A 16,391-nucleotide genomic window follows, 5' to 3' on the forward strand; every position below is an offset into this window, starting at 1 on the left:
GCCACGGGAGGGGTCGAGGCGCCACACTGGCGACCGCATCGTGGTGCGACCGCAGCGCCCGCAGCGCATGGACGACCGTGGATGACCGAAGGATGAGGAGAACGACGTGGGGACCGTAACGCTCGGCGTTTCGATCGCGGTCCCGGAGCCCTACGGCAGCCTGCTCCAGGAGCGGCGCGCGGGCTTCGGCGATGCCGCGGCCCACGGCATCCCCACGCACGTCACCCTGCTCCCGCCGACCGAGGTGGACGCCGGGCGGCTGCCGGAGATCCGTGCCCACCTGGCCGCGGTCGCGGCCGCCGGCCGGCCCTTCCCGATGCGGCTGAGCGGCACGGGCACGTTCCGGCCGCTCTCCCCGGTCGTCTTCGTCCAGGTCATCGAGGGCGGCTCGGCCTGCGCCCGGCTCCAGCAGCGCATCCGCGACGCCTCCGGTCCGCTGGTGCGGGAGCTCCAGTTCCCGTACCACCCGCACGTCACCGTCGCCCACGGCATCGCGGAGGAGGCGATGGACCGCGCCTACGCCGACCTCGCCGACTTCGAGGCGGAGTGGACGGTGTGCTCCTTCGCCCTCTACGAGCAGGGCGCCGACGCCGTGTGGCGCAAGCTGCACACGTACGACTTCGGCTCCGGCCGCCCCGCCGGGACGGTGCCCGCCCAGGGCTCACCGGTCGACCAGCCGGCCGTCACCCCGCACGGCGCCTGACGGCCACCGGTCCCGCACGGCGCCGTCCGCCGCCCGCCGCCACCTCCGCACGGCGCCGGCCGCCGCCCCGGCCGGCCGCCGCCCCCGCGGGGCCGTTGGCGCCCGGATCGGGGCGCCCGCCGGATCCGGTCGTGCCCGCCCGCGGTGGCGCGGCCGTCCGGTGGTAGGCGTACGCCATGGACTGGCTCACCAAGCTCCCCGTCATCGGCCCGTGGGCCGTCCGGCTCACGCGCACCCACACCTGGCGCGCCTACGAGGCCCTGGACCGGTCCCACTGGTCCCGGCTGGCCGCCGCGATCACCTTCATCAGCTTCCTCTCCCTCTTCCCCCTGATCACCCTCGGCGCCGCCGTCGGCGCCGCCCTCCTCAGCGACGACGGGCTGCGCTCGGTCGAGGAGAAGATCAGCGAGCAGGTGCCGGGCATCTCCGACCAGCTGGACATCGGCGCCCTCGTCGCCAACGCCGGCACGGTCGGCCTGGTCGCCGGCGGGGTGCTGCTCTTCACCGGTGTCGGCTGGGTCGGCTCGATGCGCGAGTGCCTGCGCGTGGTGTGGGGGTGCGACGACGCCGACGACGGCAACCCGATCGTCCGCAAGGGCAAGGACGCCCTGCTCCTGCTGGGCCTCGGCGGCACGGCCCTAACCTCGCTCGCCGCCTCCACGCTCGGCTCCACCGCCGTCGGCTGGACCGCCGAGCGGCTCGGCATCCCCGACGGCGGCGCCGGCGGGGTCCTGCTGCAGACGGCGGCGCTCGCCATCGCCGTGCTCGCCGACTTCCTGCTCCTGCTGTACCTGCTGACGCTGCTGCCCGGCGTGGAGCCGCCCCGCCGCGACCTGGTGATCGCGGCGCTGATCGGCGCGGTCGGCTTCGAGCTGCTGAAGCTGCTGCTCGGCGGCTACATGGCGGGCGTGGCCGGGAAGTCGATGTACGGGGCGTTCGGCGTGCCCGTCGCCCTGCTGCTGTGGATGAGCCTCACCGCCAGGCTCCTGCTGTTCTGCGCAGCCTGGTCGGCCACCGGGCGGCGGGACGGGGCCGCCGCTACCCCCTGCGGACCGGCCACCGGCGGTTGATCACGAAGACCGCGCCGCACAGCAGGACCAGCACGCCGCCGACGACCGCCAGGGCGATCCCCGCGCCGCTCGACCCGGCCTCGGCCCGGCCGGCGGGCGCCGCCTCGACGGGTCCGCCGCCGTCCGTGACGGGCGTGGGCATGGTCGTACCGGTCCGCGCGGACTTCGGCGGCACCAGCTCACCCACCGGCCGGACCTTCCCGGCCGCCGCGAAACCCCAGTCCAGCAGCCGCGCGGCCTCCTTGTAGACGGCGAACCGCTCTGTCGACGACGGGTTCATCACCGTCACCAGCAGCACCCTGCCGTTCCGCTCGGCCACCCCGGTGAAGGTGGACCCCGCGTGCGTGGTCGTGCCGTTCTTCACCCCGGCGATGCCCTTGTACGGCGCTATGCCGTAGGCCCCGGTCAGCAGCCGGTTGGTGTTCTGGATCTCGAAGGTGCCCCGCTTCGAGCCGGGCTTCTTCTCGCCGGGGAACTGCGTCCGCACGGTCGAGCAGTACGCGCGGAAGTCCGCGTTCTGCATGCCGCTGCGCGCGATCAGCGTCAGGTCGTACGCGGACGACACCTGCCCCTGGGCGTCGTACCCGTCGGGGGAGACGACGTCCGTGTCGAGCGCCTGGAGCTCGTCGGCCCGCTCGTTCATCTCCCGGACCGTCTTGGCGACGCCGCCGTTCATCTCCGCGAGGGCGTGGACGGCGTCGTTGCCGGACTTCAGGAAGACCCCGAGCCACAGGTCGTGGACCGTGTAGCTCTGCTTCTCCTTGATGCCGACGAGGCTGGAGCCCGCGCCGACCCGCGCCAGCTCGCCGGTGGACACCAGGTGCGTGCGCGTCTTCGGGAGCTTCGGGAGCAGGGTGTCGGCGAAGAGCATCTTCAGCGTGGAGGCGGGGGCGAGCCGCCAGTGCGCGTTGTGCGCGGCCAGCACGTCGCCGCTCTCGGCGTCCGCGACGATCCAGGACCGGCCGCTCAGCTCCTTCGGCAGGACCGGCGCCCCGCCCGCGAGCCGCACCTGCGTTCCCGGCTTGCCCAGCAACGCCCCGCCCACCGTCGACATGGCCGCCGGCGGCTTGGGGTGCGGCTTCGGCTGCGGGCTCGGCGCGGCGAGGGCGGGACCGGCGGCGGCGAGGGGGAGCAGCACGGCGGCGGCCACGGAGGCGGTGGCCTTCTTGAGAGCAAGCACGTTCGAGAACGTACAACCACCCGGCTCGGCTCCCGACACCGGTGCACCGGATACTGGGGCCATGAGACTCAGCCGCTCCGCCTCCTGGTTCCTGCTCGCGTTCGGGGTGTGGAGCTGGTTCATCTGGATCACTTTCGTCAAGAACCTGTGGAACGACGCGAGTGGCCTCGCCTTCGACGACGCGGGTGACCCCACCGGATACTTCTGGGTTCATCTTCTGCTGGCCGTCACGTCCTTTCTCCTGGGGACGGCCATTGGCGTGATCGGGTTGCGCGGGGTGCGGGCCCTGCGGCGCGAACGCGACGAGAAGTAGGAGGGCGGTCGTGCTGGTGGCCCTGCTGGTCGTCCCCCTGGTCCTGGCCCTCTTCGGCGGGGTGCACTGGTACGTGTGGCGGCGGCTCGTCCGCGACACCACCCGCCCGGGCGGTGCTGCGCGGCGGGCCGGGACGGTCGCCGCGGTGGCCCTGCCGCTGCTGTCGCTCGGCGCGTTGACCGCGGGCCGGGCCGGCGCCCCGTTCGCGCTCCAGCAGGTCCTGGCGTGGCCGGGCTTCCTGTGGCTGGCGGTCCTCCTGTACCTGGTGCTGGCGCTGCTGGTCGGGGAGGCGGTGCGCCCGCTCCTCCTGCGCCTGCCGGCCCGCCGGCCCACCGCCCCGACGGCCCCCGCCCCGGGCTCGGGCCGGGCCCCGGCCCCGGCGCACGCCCAGGTTCCCGCGCCCCGCGAGGCGGCGGTGACGACGGCGCCCGTGCCCTGCCCGGCCGGACCGGCCGCCGAGGCCGCCGAGGCCGCCGAGGCTCCCTCGGCCGCCGCCCGGGCCGCCGAGGCCACCGACCCGCCCGCCGCCCCCGCAGCCGGGGCGGTCCCCGCCCCCGAGGCGCCCGCCGCCCCCATCCCCGAGGGGCCCGTCCTCGCGTCCGGGATGTCCCGGCGGCTGTTCGTCTCCCGCGCCGTGGGCGCCGCCGCCCTGGCCGCCGCCGCGGGGACCGTCGGACACGGCACCCACGGCGTCCTGCGCGGCCCGCGCGTCAAGCGGGTGACCGTGCCGCTCGCCAAGCTGCCCCGCAGCGCCCACGGGTACCGGATCGCCGTGGTGAGCGACGTCCACCTGGGCCCGATCCTGGGCCGCGCCCACGCCCAGCGGATCGTCGACGCCGTCAACGCCACCCAGCCGGACCTCGTCGCCGTGGTGGGGGACCTGGTCGACGGCAGCGTCGAGAACCTGGGCCCGGCGGCCGAGCCGCTGGCCGGGCTGCGCGCCCGGCACGGTAGCTTCTTCGTCACCGGCAACCACGAGTACTTCTCCGGCGCCGAGGAGTGGGTCGACGAGGTCCGTGAGCTCGGACTGCGCCCTCTGCGCAACGAGCGCGTCGAGCTGGCCGGATTCGACCTCGCCGGCGTCAACGACGTCGCGGGCGCCACCTACGGCGACGGCCCCGACTTCGCCCGCGCCCTCGGCGACCGCGACCGGGCCCGCACCGCGGTGCTCCTCGCGCACCAGCCGGTACTGATCCACGACGCGGTCCGCCACGGCGTCGACCTCCAGCTGTCCGGCCACACCCACGGCGGGCAGATGTGGCCCGGCAACCTCCTCGCCGACCTGGCGAACCCGACCCTCGCCGGTCTGGAGCGGTACGGCGACACGCAGCTGTACGTCTCGCGGGGCGCCGGCGCGTGGGGGCCGCCGGTCCGGGTGGGGGCGCCGTCCGACATCACGGTCGTGGAGCTCGCGTCGCGCCAGGCGTGACCCCGCGTTCCGCAGGCCGTGGTGCGGATGTGGCTGTGAAGTGAAGGTTTTCCCTTCCGCCGGTGAACACCCTGTGGTTGAGTTTGCGCCATCGCACAGGGGAGGGCGTGAAAGGAATCACGGCTATGCGATCGATCCGGGTACGGATCATTGTCATCTGCATCGCTCTGGTGGTGGCCGGGATAGGGGCCTGGCGACTGCTTCCCGCAGACAAGGAGAACGATCGACCCATCACCGTCGGCACGACCGACGAAGTGTCGTCACTGGACCCGGCCGGGGCGTACGACGCCGGCTCCTGGGCCCTGTACAGCAACGTCTACCAGTCGCTGCTGACCTTCAAGCCGGGCTCCACGACCCCGGTGCCCGACGCCGCCGAGACCTGCGGGTTCGCCGGTGCGGGCCTCACCACCTACCGCTGCACGCTGCGGGAGGGACTCGCCTTCTCCAACGGGCGCGCGGTGACCGCCGAGGACGTCGTGTACTCCTTCGACCGGATGCGCGGCATCGGCGCGGACGTGGGGCCGGCGGCCCTGTTCCCGACGCTGAGGAGCGTCACCGCCGACGGCCGGGAGGTCGTCTTCCGGCTCGGCGCCCGGGACGCCACGTTCCCGCTGAAGCTCGCCACCGGCGCGGGCGCGATCGTCGACAGCAGCCGCTACCCGAAGGACCGGCTGCGCGAGGGCGACGCCGTCGACGGCTCGGGGCCGTACGTGCTGAAGGAGTACCGGCCCGGCGTCCGGGCCCTGTTGGAGCCCAACCCGCGCTACCGCGGCGCCGTCCACCGGTCGGGGACCCCGGTGGAGGTGCGGTACTTCGCCGAGGGCGAGCAGCTGGCCTCGGCGTGGCGGAGCCGCCAGGTCGACGTGACGCACCGGCAGCTGCCGCCGGAGGCGATCTCCGCGCTCGACCCGGGCGCGCAGGACGTACGGATGACGGAGGCCACCACGGCCGAGATCCGCAGCCTCGTCTTCGACGTCCGGAAGGGCTCGCCGATGGCCGAGCGGGCCGTACGGCGGGCGGTGGCCGGGCTCGTCGACCGGGCGAGGATCGCCACCGGGCCGTACCACTCCACCGTGGAGCCGCTGTACTCGCTGATCCCGCGGGGCTTCGTCGGCCACAGCACGCCGTTCTTCGACACGTACCCCGAGGGCGACGAAGCCGTCGAACGGGCCGGGGAGCTGCTGCGCGAGGCGGACGTCGAGACGCCGGTGACCTTCACGTACGGCCACCGGGCGGGGGAGACGTGGGCGGCGGAGGCGGCCGAGCTGCGCCGCCAGCTGGAGGCGACCGGACTGTTCCGGGTGCGGATCGTCGCCGCCGAGTGGAAGGAGTTCCAGAAGGGCTACACGAGCGGCGCCTACGACGCGTACGGGCTGGGCTGGCTACCGGACTTCCCCGACTCCGACAGCTTCACGCAGCCGCTGGTCGGCCGGGACAACGCCCTGCACAACGGCTACGCCAGCGCGCGCGTCGACCGGCTCATCGCCGCCACCCAGAGCCACGGCGACCGGGCCGGGGCGGTCGGCGACTTCAAGGAGATCCAGGCGCAGGTGGCACGGGACGTGCCGCTCGTGCCGCTGTGGCAGAAGAAGGACTACGTGCTCAGCACCCTCGACGTCACCGGCTCGCAGTACCTGTCCGACGGCACCGGCATCTGGCGCCTGTGGCAGCTGGACTGGATCTAGGGATGCCCGTGCCGCAGCCGTGGGCGGGTCCCCGGGAACAACACCCCGGGAGGCCCCCGCGCGTCCCCGGGGAGCCCCGGGGAGCGCCCTAGGCGTCCCCCGCCGACGGGCCCTTCGCGGGCCGGTCCCGCGTCGGCCCCTCACCGCCGGGCGTCGGGTGCGCGTCCTCCGCGACCGCGTCCTTCTCCAGCGCGTCCTTGGCGCCCGGCATGAACTCCACGATGACGTCGTGCGCCTGGCGCGCGAGCGGCCGCAGCACCCGGAACCGGGACAGCGCGATGGCCCGCGCGGTGAGCGGCGCCGTCCGCTCCACCAGCCGGCGGCTGCGCTCGGCGCCCTCGCTGCGGTCGTACACCCAGAACAGCACGAGACCCATGTGCATCAGCCACATCAGGTGCGGGAGCAGGTCGGTCAGTTCGGGCGCGGTCTTGGTGTCGGAGCCGTGCAGGACCTCCTCGTGGATGGAGATCGCGGCGCGGCGCGCGTCGACCGAGTCGGGCGAGAAGGGGCTGAGGGGGCTCTCCGGGTCGGCGGCGTTCTTGAAGAACTGGGCCGCGAACCGGTGGTAGGGCTCGGCGACGTCCAGCCAGGTCAGCAGCGAGCCCCGGATCCGCGCCGCGAGGTCGCGGTCGCCGTCCAGGACGGGCCGGACCGCCGCGGCGTGCTCGGCGGCGATCCGGTCGTAGAAGCCCTGGACCAGGTGTTCCTTGGAGGCGAAGTAGTAGTAGGCGTTGCCCACGGAGACCCCTGCCTCCTGGGCGATGGCCCGCATCGTGGTCTTGTCGTAGCCCCGCTCCTGGAAGAGCCGCAGGGCGGTCTCCAGGATCAGGGTGCGGGTCTGCTCGCTCTTCGCCACCTTGCCGGCCTTCTGGTCCTTCACAGCACCCGAGCCTAGCCGGAGCGCCCGGGTGCCCCGCACGTGCCGCCGTCGCAGGTGGGGCCCGCCGTCGCCGCCCGCCACCGGGAGGCGGCGAGGACGGTCATCCGGGCGAGGGGCCGCCCGGTCGGGCTCGCCAGCCAATGGGCCTTCGCCCGGTGCTCGGCGAGCGCCCAGAGGCAGACGATCCAGGCGTCGGCGGAGCGGTAGACCTGCCCGCCGTCGCCCACGACGGTGATCTCCTCCAGCGTCGCCGCGTGGTCGAGGGCGGGGAACCGGCGCCGGGCCTCGACCGAGCCGGCCGGCACGAGGTCCATCGGGACGAGGGCGCGCTGCCGCAGCAGCCAGTGGCGCACGTGCACGCAGAGCGGGCACTGGGCGTCGTACAGGACGGTCAGTCGCCGCACGGGCTTCACCGGGGCCACCGCGGGCTCACGCGCGGGCGGCGGGCGGGGTCCAACCCTGCGGCGGGACGGGCGGCTGCTGCTCGCGGTCCAGGGCGCCGCGGCGGCGGATGCGGTTGAGGACGTAGACGTTGCCGAGGTGCATGACACCGAGGACCAGGAGGACGACGCCGAGCTTCACCGACAGCCCCTCGAAGAGGTACCGGACGGTGTCGATGGTGGCGTCCTGGCGCAGGTAGAGCGCGACGAAGCCGAAGTTGACGAGGTAGAAGCCGACGACGAGGAGGCGGTTCACCGCGTCGGCGAGCCCTTCGTCCCCCCGCAGGACGTCGGCGAGGAAGACCCGCCCGTTGCGGCTCAGCGTCCGGGCCACCCACACGGTGAGGACCACGCTGATGACCAGGTACGCGATGTAGGCGACGACTGTGAGGTCCATGCCCCACCCTCCTTGAACACGTTCAAAAGTAGTGTCGGCATGACTGTAGACCTCCTTTTGAACATGTTCAAGCGGCGGGTGAGGGGCGACGCGTGAGGCCGGCGGAAGGGCGCCCTCCCCTGTGTCCGGGCCGGGGGCGCCCCCGCATGCGAAAGGGCCCCGGGGCGGCGCGGTGCGGCGGCTCCGGGGCGGCGGGAGGGGTGGGAGGGGTGAGAGGGGTGAGAAAGGGGTGGAAGGGGCGGACGGGGGCGGCTAGGGCCCCGCGACCGTGATGGCGCGGACCGGGCAGGCGCGGGCGGCCTCCCGGACCATCGGGTCGTCCTCGTCGTGGCCGGGCACCAGGGCGCCGTAGCCGTCCTCGTCCTGGGTGAAGACGCCGGGGGCCGTCAGGGCGCACTGGCCCGCCCCCATGCAGCGGTCGTGATCGATGGAGATGCTCATGGCCCCACCCTCCTCACCGGGACGCCGGCGACTCCACCATCCCGCGCAGCGTGTCGCCGGGTTCCGGGCGCGGCGCCGGTGGGCGCCGGCGCCGCAACGCGGACGGCCCGCGCCCGTGCGGAGTACGCAGGGGGGCGCGGGCCGTCGGCGGAGCCTGGCCGGTGGGTCAGAAGCGACGCGTGATGAGCGCGCGCTTGACCTCGGCGATGGCCTTGGTGACCTCGATGCCGCGGGGGCAGGCGTCGGTGCAGTTGAACGTGGTGCGGCAGCGCCACACGCCGTCCTTGTCGTTGAGGATCTCCAGCCGCTGCTCGCCGGCCTCGTCACGCGAGTCGAAGATGAAGCGGTGGGCGTTCACGATCGCGGCCGGACCGAAGTACTGGCCGTCGTTCCAGAACACCGGGCAGGAGGACGTGCAGGCGGCGCACAGGATGCACTTCGTCGTGTCGTCGAAGCGCTCCCGGTCCTCGGCCGACTGCAGGCGCTCACGCGTCGGCTCGTTGCCGGACGTGACCAGGAACGGCATGACGTCCCGGTACGCCTGGAAGAACGGCTCCATGTCGACCACGAGGTCCTTGAGGACCGTCATGCCCTTGATGGGCTCGACCGTGATCGGCTTCTCCGGGTTGATGTCCTTGATCAGCGTCTTGCAGGCGAGCCTGTTCTTGCCGTTGATCCGCATCGCGTCGGAGCCGCAGATGCCGTGCGCGCAGGAGCGCCGGAAGGTGAGCGAGCCGTCGACGTCCCACTTGATCTTGTGGAGACCGTCGAGCACGCGCTCCTTCGGGTCGATCTCGATCGTGAAGTCCTGCCACTGCGCCTCGTCGGTGACCTCCGGGTTGAACCGGCGGATCCGGAACGTGACCGTGATGTACGGCGAGGCGGCGGAGTCCTTCTCCACCTTGTCCAGTACGGGGGTAGCCATCAGTACTTACGCTCCATCGGCTGGTAGCGGGTCTGGACGACCGGCTTGTAGTCGAGGCGGACGGTCTCGGTGCCGTCGTCGCCGACCTCGCGGTACGCCATGGTGTGGCGCATGAAGTTGACGTCGTCGCGGTTCGGGTAGTCCTCGCGGTAGTGACCGCCGCGGGACTCCTTGCGCGCGAGCGCCGAGACGGCCATGACCTCGGCCAGGTCGAGCAGGTTGCCCAGCTCGATGGCCTCCAGCAGGTCCGTGTTGTACCGCTTGCCCTTGTCCTGGATGGCGACGTTGCGGTAGCGCTCGCGCAGCTCGCCGATCTTCTCGACCGCGGTCTTGATCGTCTGCTCGGTGCGGAACACCATGACGTTGGCGTCCATGGTCTCCTGCAGCTCGCGCCGCAGCTCCGCCACGCGCTCGGTGCCGGTGGAGTTCCGCAGCCGCTCGACCTGCTCCGCCACGAAGGCCGCCGGGTCCTCCGGCAGCTCGACGTAGTCGGCCGTCGCCGAGTACTCGGCGGCGGCGATGCCGGCGCGCTTGCCGAAGACGTTGATGTCGAGCAGCGAGTTGGTGCCCAGGCGGTTGGCGCCGTGCACCGACACGCAGGCGACCTCGCCCGCGGCGTACAGGCCCGGCACGACGGTGGTGTTGTCGAGGAGGACCTCACCCATCACGTTGGTCGGGATGCCACCCATGGCGTAGTGCGCGGTCGGCTGGATCGGGATCGGGTCCGTGTACGGCTCGATGCCCAGGTACGTCCGCGCGAACTCGGTGATGTCGGGCAGCTTGGCGTCCAGCTGCTCCGGCGGCAGGTGCGTCAGGTCCAGGTAGACGTGGTCGCCCTCGGGACCGCAGCCGCGGCCCTCGCGGATCTCCGTGTAGATGGAGCGCGAGACGACGTCACGCGAGGCGAGGTCCTTCATGACGGGCGCGTACTTCTCCATGAAGCGCTCGCCGTCCTTGTTGCGGAGGATGCCGCCCTCGCCGCGGGCGCCCTCCGTCAGCAGGATGCCCATGCGCCAGATGCCCGTCGGGTGGAACTGGAAGAACTCCATGTCCTCCAGCGGCAGGCCGCGCCGGTAGCAGGCGGCCTGGCCGTCACCGGTCAGGGTGTGCGCGTTCGAGGTCACCTTGAAGAACTTGCCGGTGCCGCCGGACGCGTAGATCACGGCCTTCGCCTGGAAGATGTGGATCTCGCCGGTGGCCAGCTCGAAGGCGACCACGCCGGCGGACTTCTTGACGCCGTCGACCTCGGTGATCAGCTGGTCCAGGACGTAGAACTCGTTGAAGAACTCCACGCCCTCCTTGACGCAGTTCTGGTACAGCGTCTGGAGGATCATGTGGCCGGTGCGGTCCGCGGCGTAGCAGGACCGGCGGACCGGGGCCTCGCCGTGGTTGCGGCTGTGGCCGCCGAAGCGGCGCTGGTCGATGGTGCCGTCCGGGGTCCGGTTGAACGGCAGGCCCATCTTCTCCAGGTCGAGGACGGCGTCGATGGCCTCCTTCGCCAGGATCTCCGCGGCGTCCTGGTCGACCAGGTAGTCACCGCCCTTGACCGTGTCGAAGGTGTGCCACTCCCAGTTGTCCTCCTCCACGTTGGCCAGCGCGGCGGCCATGCCGCCCTGCGCGGCGCCCGTGTGGGAGCGGGTGGGGTAGAGCTTCGTCAGCACGGCGGTGCGGCTGCGCTTCGTCGCCTCGATGGCGGCGCGCATGCCCGCGCCGCCGGCGCCGACGATGACGGTGTCGTACTTGTGGATCTTCATGGTGTGGATTACCCCAGCCCGTGCCTAGCGGATGTTCGGGTCGAAGGTGAAGATCACCAGCGTGCCCAGGAGGATCGTGAACACCGTGGCGGTGTAGAGCAGGCCCTTGAGCCACAGGCGCGTGTTCGGGCGCTCGGCGTAGTCGTTGATGACGGTGCGCAGGCCGTTCGCGCCGTGCAGCATCGCGAGCCACAGCATCAGCAGGTCCCAGACCTGCCAGAACGGGGACGCCCAGCGGCCCGCCACGAAGGCGAAGCCGATCTTGGAGACGCCGCCGTCCAGCACGAGCTGGATCAGCAGGTGGCCGATGACGAGGACGACGAGCACGACGCCGGAGAGGCGCATGAAGAGCCAGGCGGCGAGCTCGAAGTTGCCGCGGGTCGACTTCGGCGTCTTCTTGGTGCGCTTGCGCGGCGGCTCGATGAGCGGGGCCGGGTTGTCGACGTCGTAGAGGCTCACGCCCTCGACCGGGCCGACGGTGGACTTGGTGAGGTCAGCGGACATGTCTGGCGTCAGCTCCCGAACAGTTCACGTGCGGCGTGGCCGAGGACCGGGTAGACGGACCCCGCCATCAGCACGATCCAGATGCCCATGACGGTCCAGAGCATGTGCTTCTGGTAGCGCGCGCCCTTGGACCAGAAGTCCACGGCGATCACACGCAGGCCGTTGAGCGCGTGGAAGAGGATGGCGGCCACAAGGCCGTACTCCAGCAGCGCGACGATCGGGGTCTTGTACGTCGCCACGACCTCGTCGTAGGCCTCGGGCGAGACGCGGACGAGAGCGGTGTCCAACACGTGTACGAACAGGAAGAAGAAGATGAGGACGCCGGTGACTCGATGAGCCACCCACGACCACATGCCTTCCCGGCCGCGGTACAGCGTTCCAGCCGGCACGGAAAAACCCTCCGGGAGCGGGGATCAGGGTCGGCCGGCTTCTCTGTCGGTCAGACCCGGCCGGGTACGGTCCACCGGCCCCGGTCATGGTAGCGACGACTTGTCGGTTCCCTCGCGCGGGGTCCGTATGTGTGATCAAACAGGCAATCAAACAGGCACGGACGGCCTACCGAAACCACCCGAACCGGCACATTCTCGAATGAGCCGGGCGAGTCGCGTCCTCGCCAGCCGCCGCAGCTCGTCGGCGGCCACGGCCCGCTCCTCCTCCGGCTCGTTCCCGAGCCGGGCCCGGATCCCGCCCAGCACCCGGTCGAGGTGCTCCTCGGGCCGGTCGGCGTCGAGGCAGACGACGAAGGCGTGGCCGAAGCGCGCCTCGTACGCGTCGTGCGCGGCGCACAGCGCGGTGTGCGCGGCGGCGGGTGTGCCGGGTGGGAGCACGGGCGCCGCCTCGTCGCCCAGCGCCTCGTCGAGGTCCGCGCCGGACAGGTCGTACCCCGCCTCGTCGGCGGCCGCGAGCAGCGCGTCGAGCGTCGGGTAGGGGCGGTGCGCGGCCACGCGGTGCGCCCAGCGGACGCTGCCGCAGCAGGCCAGCAGGGAGGCTTCCGCGGCGGGGGAGGGGGCGGCGTTGAACACCGCCAGGGCGTCCGCCGGGAGGCCGCGGGCCTGTACCGGGACGGCGGCGGCCGTGCCGAGGGTCTGCGGAGTTCCGGAGGCGGGTTCGCGGGACAGCGTGGGCTCCTCGGACGAAACGGCGGAGGCGGTATGCGGAAGTCGTGCGAAACGTGTGAGGGAAGGGACACAACGTTACCCAGGGTGAGCAAGTGTGGTCTCAAGGCTTTCCGTATTTCACTCGGAAGGCAGAGTTTCAGCACAGTGGATGGACGCACTCGGCGCGTCGGGACCGGGGCCCGAGGACCCCGAAGGAGGAGGCGGAGGCGTGAACGCACGACACGAACGCACAGGTGAGGCACCGATAGCGCCCGCGCCCCCACGCCCGGGCCCCTCCGACGGCCCGGAAACCCCCCACCGGGCCGCCCCCGACGCCCGCCGGGCCGCCCCCGACGCCCCCGGGGGCGGCCCGGCGGCCCCGCCGCCGGCCGCGGGGGCCCCTGCGGGCGCGCCGGTCCCGAGCGGCGCGGTCCGGTCGCTGTGGCGGCGGCGCGGCGGGCGCGGGGTGGGGCTCGGCCTGGTGTTCGTGCTCGGGTTCGGGCTCGTCGGGTGCGGGGGCGGTGACGATGCCGGGGTGGGTGCCGGGCCCGCCTCGACGACGGCCCCGCCGTCCGCCGCCAGCCCCACGCCCACCCCGAGCCCCACCCGGACGTACCCGCTGTCCACCGCGCCGCGCACCATCCCCGCCGTGCGGGAGCACGTCCCGGCGCGGGGCCCCGGCTGGCGGCCCGGCCCCGGGAGCGCCGTCGTGGTCGCGCCGGGCAGCGACGGGCTGGCCGACGAGGCGCGGCTGCTCGCCCGGGAGCTGGGCATCCCGACCCGGGGCGAGGCCCGGCCCCGCGCCGGCGACGTCGAGCTGGCACTCGCCCCGGGGGGGTCGGGCGCCGCGACGCCCGAGTCGTACACGATGACCGTCCGCGACGGCCGCGTGCGGATCTCCGGACCCGACCAGGCGGGCGTCTTCTACGGGACGCGGACCGTGAAGCAGGCCGTCCGCTCCGGTGGGGCCGTCCCCGAGGGCGTCGTCCGCGACCGGCCCGACCGGCCGCAGCGCGGGCTGATGGTCGACATCGCCCGCAAGCACTTCACCGCGGCCTGGCTGGAGGCCCGCGTCCGCGAGGCGGCCGACCTCAAGCTGAACCAGCTCGGCCTGCACTTCTCCGACGACCAGGCGTTCCGCATCGCGTCCGACAGTCACCCCGAGGTGGTGTCCCCGCAGCACCTGACCAAGGCGGAGGTGCGGCGGATCGTCGCCCTCGCGGCGAGCCTGCACGTCACGGTCGTCCCGGAGATCGACTCGCCCGGGCACCTCGGCGCCGTCCTCGCCGCCCACCCCTCGCTGCGGCTGCGCGACGCCCGCGGCACCGTGGCGCGCGGTGCGATCGACATCGCCCGGCCGCAGTCGGCGCGCATCGTCGACGACCTGCTGCGCGAGTACGCGGCGCTCTTCCCCGGGCGGTACTTCCACGTCGGCGCCGACGAGTACCGCGCGCTGATGGCCCAGGACCCCGAGGCGTCGTACCCGGCGCTGGCGGCCGAGGCCCGCCGCCGGTACGGCGCGGCGGGCCGGGTGCAGGACCTGGCGACCGAGTGGCTGAACGACCGGGCCGCCGTGGTGCGCGCGGCCGGGAAGCAGCCCAAGGCGTGGAACGACGGCATCTTCCGCGGCGGCGTGGTGAAGGCCGACGAGGACGTGGAGGTCGAGTACTGGACCGGCCGCGAGCTGGGCGCCCGCCCGCCGGCCGAGTACCTGGCCGAGGGCCGCCGGGTCGTCAACGTCAACGACCGGTACCTCTACTACGTCCTGGGCCAGCCCAACCAGTTCACCTACCCGACCGGCCGCGAGATCTACGAGAAGTGGACCCCGCTGGTGCTGCGCGGCACGCAGCCGGTGCCCGAGCGGTACTCCCGCCAGATCCTGGGCGGCCGGTTCGCGGTGTGGTGCGACCTCGCGAACGCCCAGACACAGGCCCAGGTGGCCGCGGGCATCCGCACGCCGCTGCGCGCCGTGGCGCAGAAGGTGTGGGACCCCCGCCGGCCGGCCCTGCCCTGGCAGGACTTCGCGGCCCTCTCCCGGCGTCTGTGACCCGGTGGGTGAGTGGAGTGGTGGGTGCCTGGGCCGGCGGTGGGTCGGTGCACTGGTGGGGCGGCGGGTCGGCGGGTCGGTGAGCCGGTGCACCGGTGCACCGGTGGGTCGACAGGACGGGCTGCGGGGGCGGGTGAGCGGTTCCGTCCGGCGGGGGGAGATGTGACGTTCCCGCGACCGTGAGTGACGCTTTGCCCCCGGGCGGCGCAGAAAGGGGAGTACCGCGTCAGCGACGGGAGACGTCCATGAGTCCGAGCACGACCCCGAGCCTGGTGGAGCTGATCGGGCGGGCCGACGAGCGCGGCCTCGCCGCCGCCGCGCTGGCCTGCCTCGACCGCTGCATGCCGCTGCTCGTCCCCGAGGCGACCGACCAGCTGCGTCCCCTGTGGCTGGGCGTGGCCCGCGGCGGGGCCGGCTGGTCCCGCCGCCTCGCCGAGACGACGGCGGTGCTGGAGGACGCCCGTCCGGCCCCGGTCGGCGACGAGGAGGCCGCGCTGGTCCGCTCCATGCTGGACGCGGCTCCCGCCGGGTGGGCGCCCGGGTCCCTGCGGGCGTGGGCCGACACCTGCTCGCTGACCGCGCTGGAGCTGCACCAGCGGCTCGGCGCCGCCGCCACCCCGGAGCTCGCGCGGGCGCTGGACCGCTGCCGCGCGGGGGACCTCGACGCGGTCGGCCCCCTGGCCGGCGGCGAGCTGCGCCGCCAGGTGCGGGCCCTGGAGATCCTGGCCGAGGGCGGGGCGTACGGGCTGCGCCGCGTCCTGGAGCTCTCCGCCGAGGGCCGCCGGATCCTCCAGGCGGTCGTCTCCCGGCGCGCCCGCATCGCGTAGGGCCCCGCGCGCCGTCGCGTGCGCCCCGGGCCGTCGCGCAGGCCCCGGGCGCGCGTTGCCCGGGCCCGTCCCGCTCAGGGCCCGCGTCGTCGTGGACCCGCGTCGTCGTGGCGCACTGTCGTGGAGCCGCGCCGCGAGGGCCCGTGCCCCTGGGCCCGTACCGTCTGTGGGGGCCGCCGCTACAGCTCGCCCGCCGCGCCCTTCACCAGCCGGTGCGCGGCGAGGAGGCTCAGTTCCGGTACGGCGCCGCGCACGGCGGTCACGGCCTTCACGTGGTCGCGGGCCGGGTCGACCCCGGCGGCCTCGAGGACGCCGCGCGTCCACTGGGCGAGCACGTCGTCGTCGCCGCGCGCGCACTGCGCCTCGACGAGGGCGAGGGCCCGTTCCAGTCCGGGCCGCTCGGCGTCGGTCGCCGACGCGAGCGCCAGGCGCAGGTCGCGGCGGATGTCGTCCCCGTCGCGGAACAGGACCAGGGGCGGCTTGCTGATGGCCATGTGCGGCTCCCTCGTGCACGGGCCCGCGGACGCCGGGGTCCGCGGACCTGCGGATGTCACCGGGGGAGACGCGTGGGGCGGGCCGCGGGTCACGCACTTGAGCGAATCCTGAGCCACCCGCGTACCGGCCCGCGGTACCGGCGCGCCGTACCGCCCCCGCCGGGGCGCGCACCGGCAGGGGCGCGCAGCCCCGCGCCGTAGCGCC

At 73.6% G+C, this 16,391-nt stretch carries 18 protein-coding genes; 7 read left to right on the plus strand and 11 right to left on the minus strand.

Annotated elements, in window-relative coordinates; genetic code table 11:
- Positions 1-106 precede the first annotated feature (106 nt).
- Positions 107-703, plus strand: a complete 597-nt coding sequence (locus NRO40_RS18560; RefSeq protein WP_058944745.1) for a 2'-5' RNA ligase family protein — start codon at positions 107-109, stop codon at positions 701-703.
- A gap of 176 nt (positions 704-879) precedes the next feature.
- Entirely contained in the window at positions 880-1,773 is an 894-nt protein-coding gene (locus NRO40_RS18565; protein WP_058944747.1) for a YihY/virulence factor BrkB family protein, read from the plus strand.
- Here the strand turns inward: NRO40_RS18565 and NRO40_RS18570 are convergent.
- Complete coding sequence (locus NRO40_RS18570; protein WP_058944748.1) at positions 1,742-2,953, minus strand: D-alanyl-D-alanine carboxypeptidase family protein; 1,212 nt, start codon at positions 2,951-2,953, stop codon at positions 1,742-1,744. The genes NRO40_RS18565 and NRO40_RS18570 overlap by 32 nt on opposite strands.
- Before the next feature lie 61 nt (positions 2,954-3,014).
- Here NRO40_RS18570 and NRO40_RS18575 point away from each other — a divergent pair, with 61 nt between their 5' ends.
- From NRO40_RS18575 to NRO40_RS18585, 3 genes are all read left to right on the plus strand, one after another.
- Complete coding sequence (locus NRO40_RS18575) at positions 3,015-3,266, plus strand: SCO4848 family membrane protein (protein ID WP_058944749.1); 252 nt, start codon at positions 3,015-3,017, stop codon at positions 3,264-3,266.
- Positions 3,267-3,276: 10 nt separating this feature from the next.
- Positions 3,277-4,695, plus strand: a complete 1,419-nt coding sequence (locus NRO40_RS18580) for a metallophosphoesterase (RefSeq protein WP_058944750.1) — start codon at positions 3,277-3,279, stop codon at positions 4,693-4,695.
- Positions 4,696-4,820: 125 nt separating this feature from the next.
- Positions 4,821-6,380 (plus strand): ABC transporter substrate-binding protein, encoded by a 1,560-nt coding sequence (locus NRO40_RS18585; RefSeq protein WP_058944751.1) that lies wholly within the window; start codon positions 4,821-4,823, stop codon positions 6,378-6,380.
- 88 nt (positions 6,381-6,468) lie between these two features.
- Here the strand turns inward: NRO40_RS18585 and NRO40_RS18590 are convergent, their stop codons facing one another.
- The 9 genes from NRO40_RS18590 to NRO40_RS18630 form a co-directional block, all read right to left on the minus strand.
- Positions 6,469-7,260, minus strand: coding sequence for a TetR/AcrR family transcriptional regulator (locus NRO40_RS18590; protein ID WP_079047450.1), 792 nt, complete (start codon positions 7,258-7,260; stop codon positions 6,469-6,471).
- Positions 7,261-7,271: 11 nt separating this feature from the next.
- On the minus strand, positions 7,272-7,664 hold the full coding sequence (locus NRO40_RS18595; RefSeq protein ID WP_058944761.1) for a thiol-disulfide oxidoreductase DCC family protein: 393 nt from the start codon (positions 7,662-7,664) through the stop codon (positions 7,272-7,274).
- A 25-nt stretch (positions 7,665-7,689) separates the two neighbouring features.
- Positions 7,690-8,097, minus strand: coding sequence for a hypothetical protein (locus NRO40_RS18600; protein ID WP_058944752.1), 408 nt, complete (start codon positions 8,095-8,097; stop codon positions 7,690-7,692).
- A gap of 252 nt (positions 8,098-8,349) precedes the next feature.
- Positions 8,350-8,538, minus strand: coding sequence for a ferredoxin (locus tag NRO40_RS18605; protein ID WP_058944753.1), 189 nt, complete (start codon positions 8,536-8,538; stop codon positions 8,350-8,352).
- Between the two features lie 166 nt (positions 8,539-8,704).
- Positions 8,705-9,463, minus strand: coding sequence for a succinate dehydrogenase iron-sulfur subunit (locus NRO40_RS18610; RefSeq protein WP_058944754.1), 759 nt, complete (start codon positions 9,461-9,463; stop codon positions 8,705-8,707).
- Positions 9,463-11,217 (minus strand): succinate dehydrogenase flavoprotein subunit, encoded by a 1,755-nt coding sequence (gene sdhA / locus NRO40_RS18615; RefSeq protein WP_058944755.1) that lies wholly within the window; start codon positions 11,215-11,217, stop codon positions 9,463-9,465. The genes NRO40_RS18610 and sdhA overlap by 1 nt, the downstream gene beginning before the upstream one ends.
- A gap of 24 nt (positions 11,218-11,241) precedes the next feature.
- A complete protein-coding gene (locus tag NRO40_RS18620) occupies positions 11,242-11,721 on the minus strand; it encodes a succinate dehydrogenase hydrophobic membrane anchor subunit (protein WP_058944756.1) in 480 nt (159 codons plus the stop codon).
- 8 nt (positions 11,722-11,729) lie between these two features.
- Positions 11,730-12,110: a succinate dehydrogenase, cytochrome b556 subunit gene (sdhC, locus tag NRO40_RS18625; protein ID WP_079047448.1), complete on the minus strand. Its 381-nt coding sequence runs from the start codon at positions 12,108-12,110 to the stop codon at positions 11,730-11,732.
- Between the two features lie 147 nt (positions 12,111-12,257).
- On the minus strand, positions 12,258-12,743 hold the full coding sequence (locus NRO40_RS18630) for a 2-oxo-4-hydroxy-4-carboxy-5-ureidoimidazoline decarboxylase (protein WP_408057024.1): 486 nt from the start codon (positions 12,741-12,743) through the stop codon (positions 12,258-12,260).
- Between the two features lie 610 nt (positions 12,744-13,353).
- Between NRO40_RS18630 and NRO40_RS18635 the strand changes: the two genes are divergently transcribed.
- The gene (locus tag NRO40_RS18635) at positions 13,354-14,865 is read left to right on the plus strand and encodes a beta-N-acetylhexosaminidase (protein WP_257375448.1); all 1,512 of its coding nucleotides are present in this window, start codon (positions 13,354-13,356) and stop codon (positions 14,863-14,865) included.
- Positions 14,866-15,110: 245 nt separating this feature from the next.
- The gene (locus NRO40_RS18640; protein WP_058944060.1) at positions 15,111-15,692 is read left to right on the plus strand and encodes a hypothetical protein; all 582 of its coding nucleotides are present in this window, start codon (positions 15,111-15,113) and stop codon (positions 15,690-15,692) included.
- A gap of 179 nt (positions 15,693-15,871) precedes the next feature.
- On the opposite strand, the gene NRO40_RS18645 is transcribed toward NRO40_RS18640, so the two are convergent.
- Positions 15,872-16,186, minus strand: coding sequence for a hypothetical protein (locus tag NRO40_RS18645; RefSeq protein ID WP_058944061.1), 315 nt, complete (start codon positions 16,184-16,186; stop codon positions 15,872-15,874).
- Positions 16,187-16,391 lie beyond the last annotated feature (205 nt).

This window comes from Streptomyces changanensis (assembly GCF_024600715.1).
GTDB lineage: Bacteria > Actinomycetota > Actinomycetes > Streptomycetales > Streptomycetaceae > Streptomyces > Streptomyces changanensis.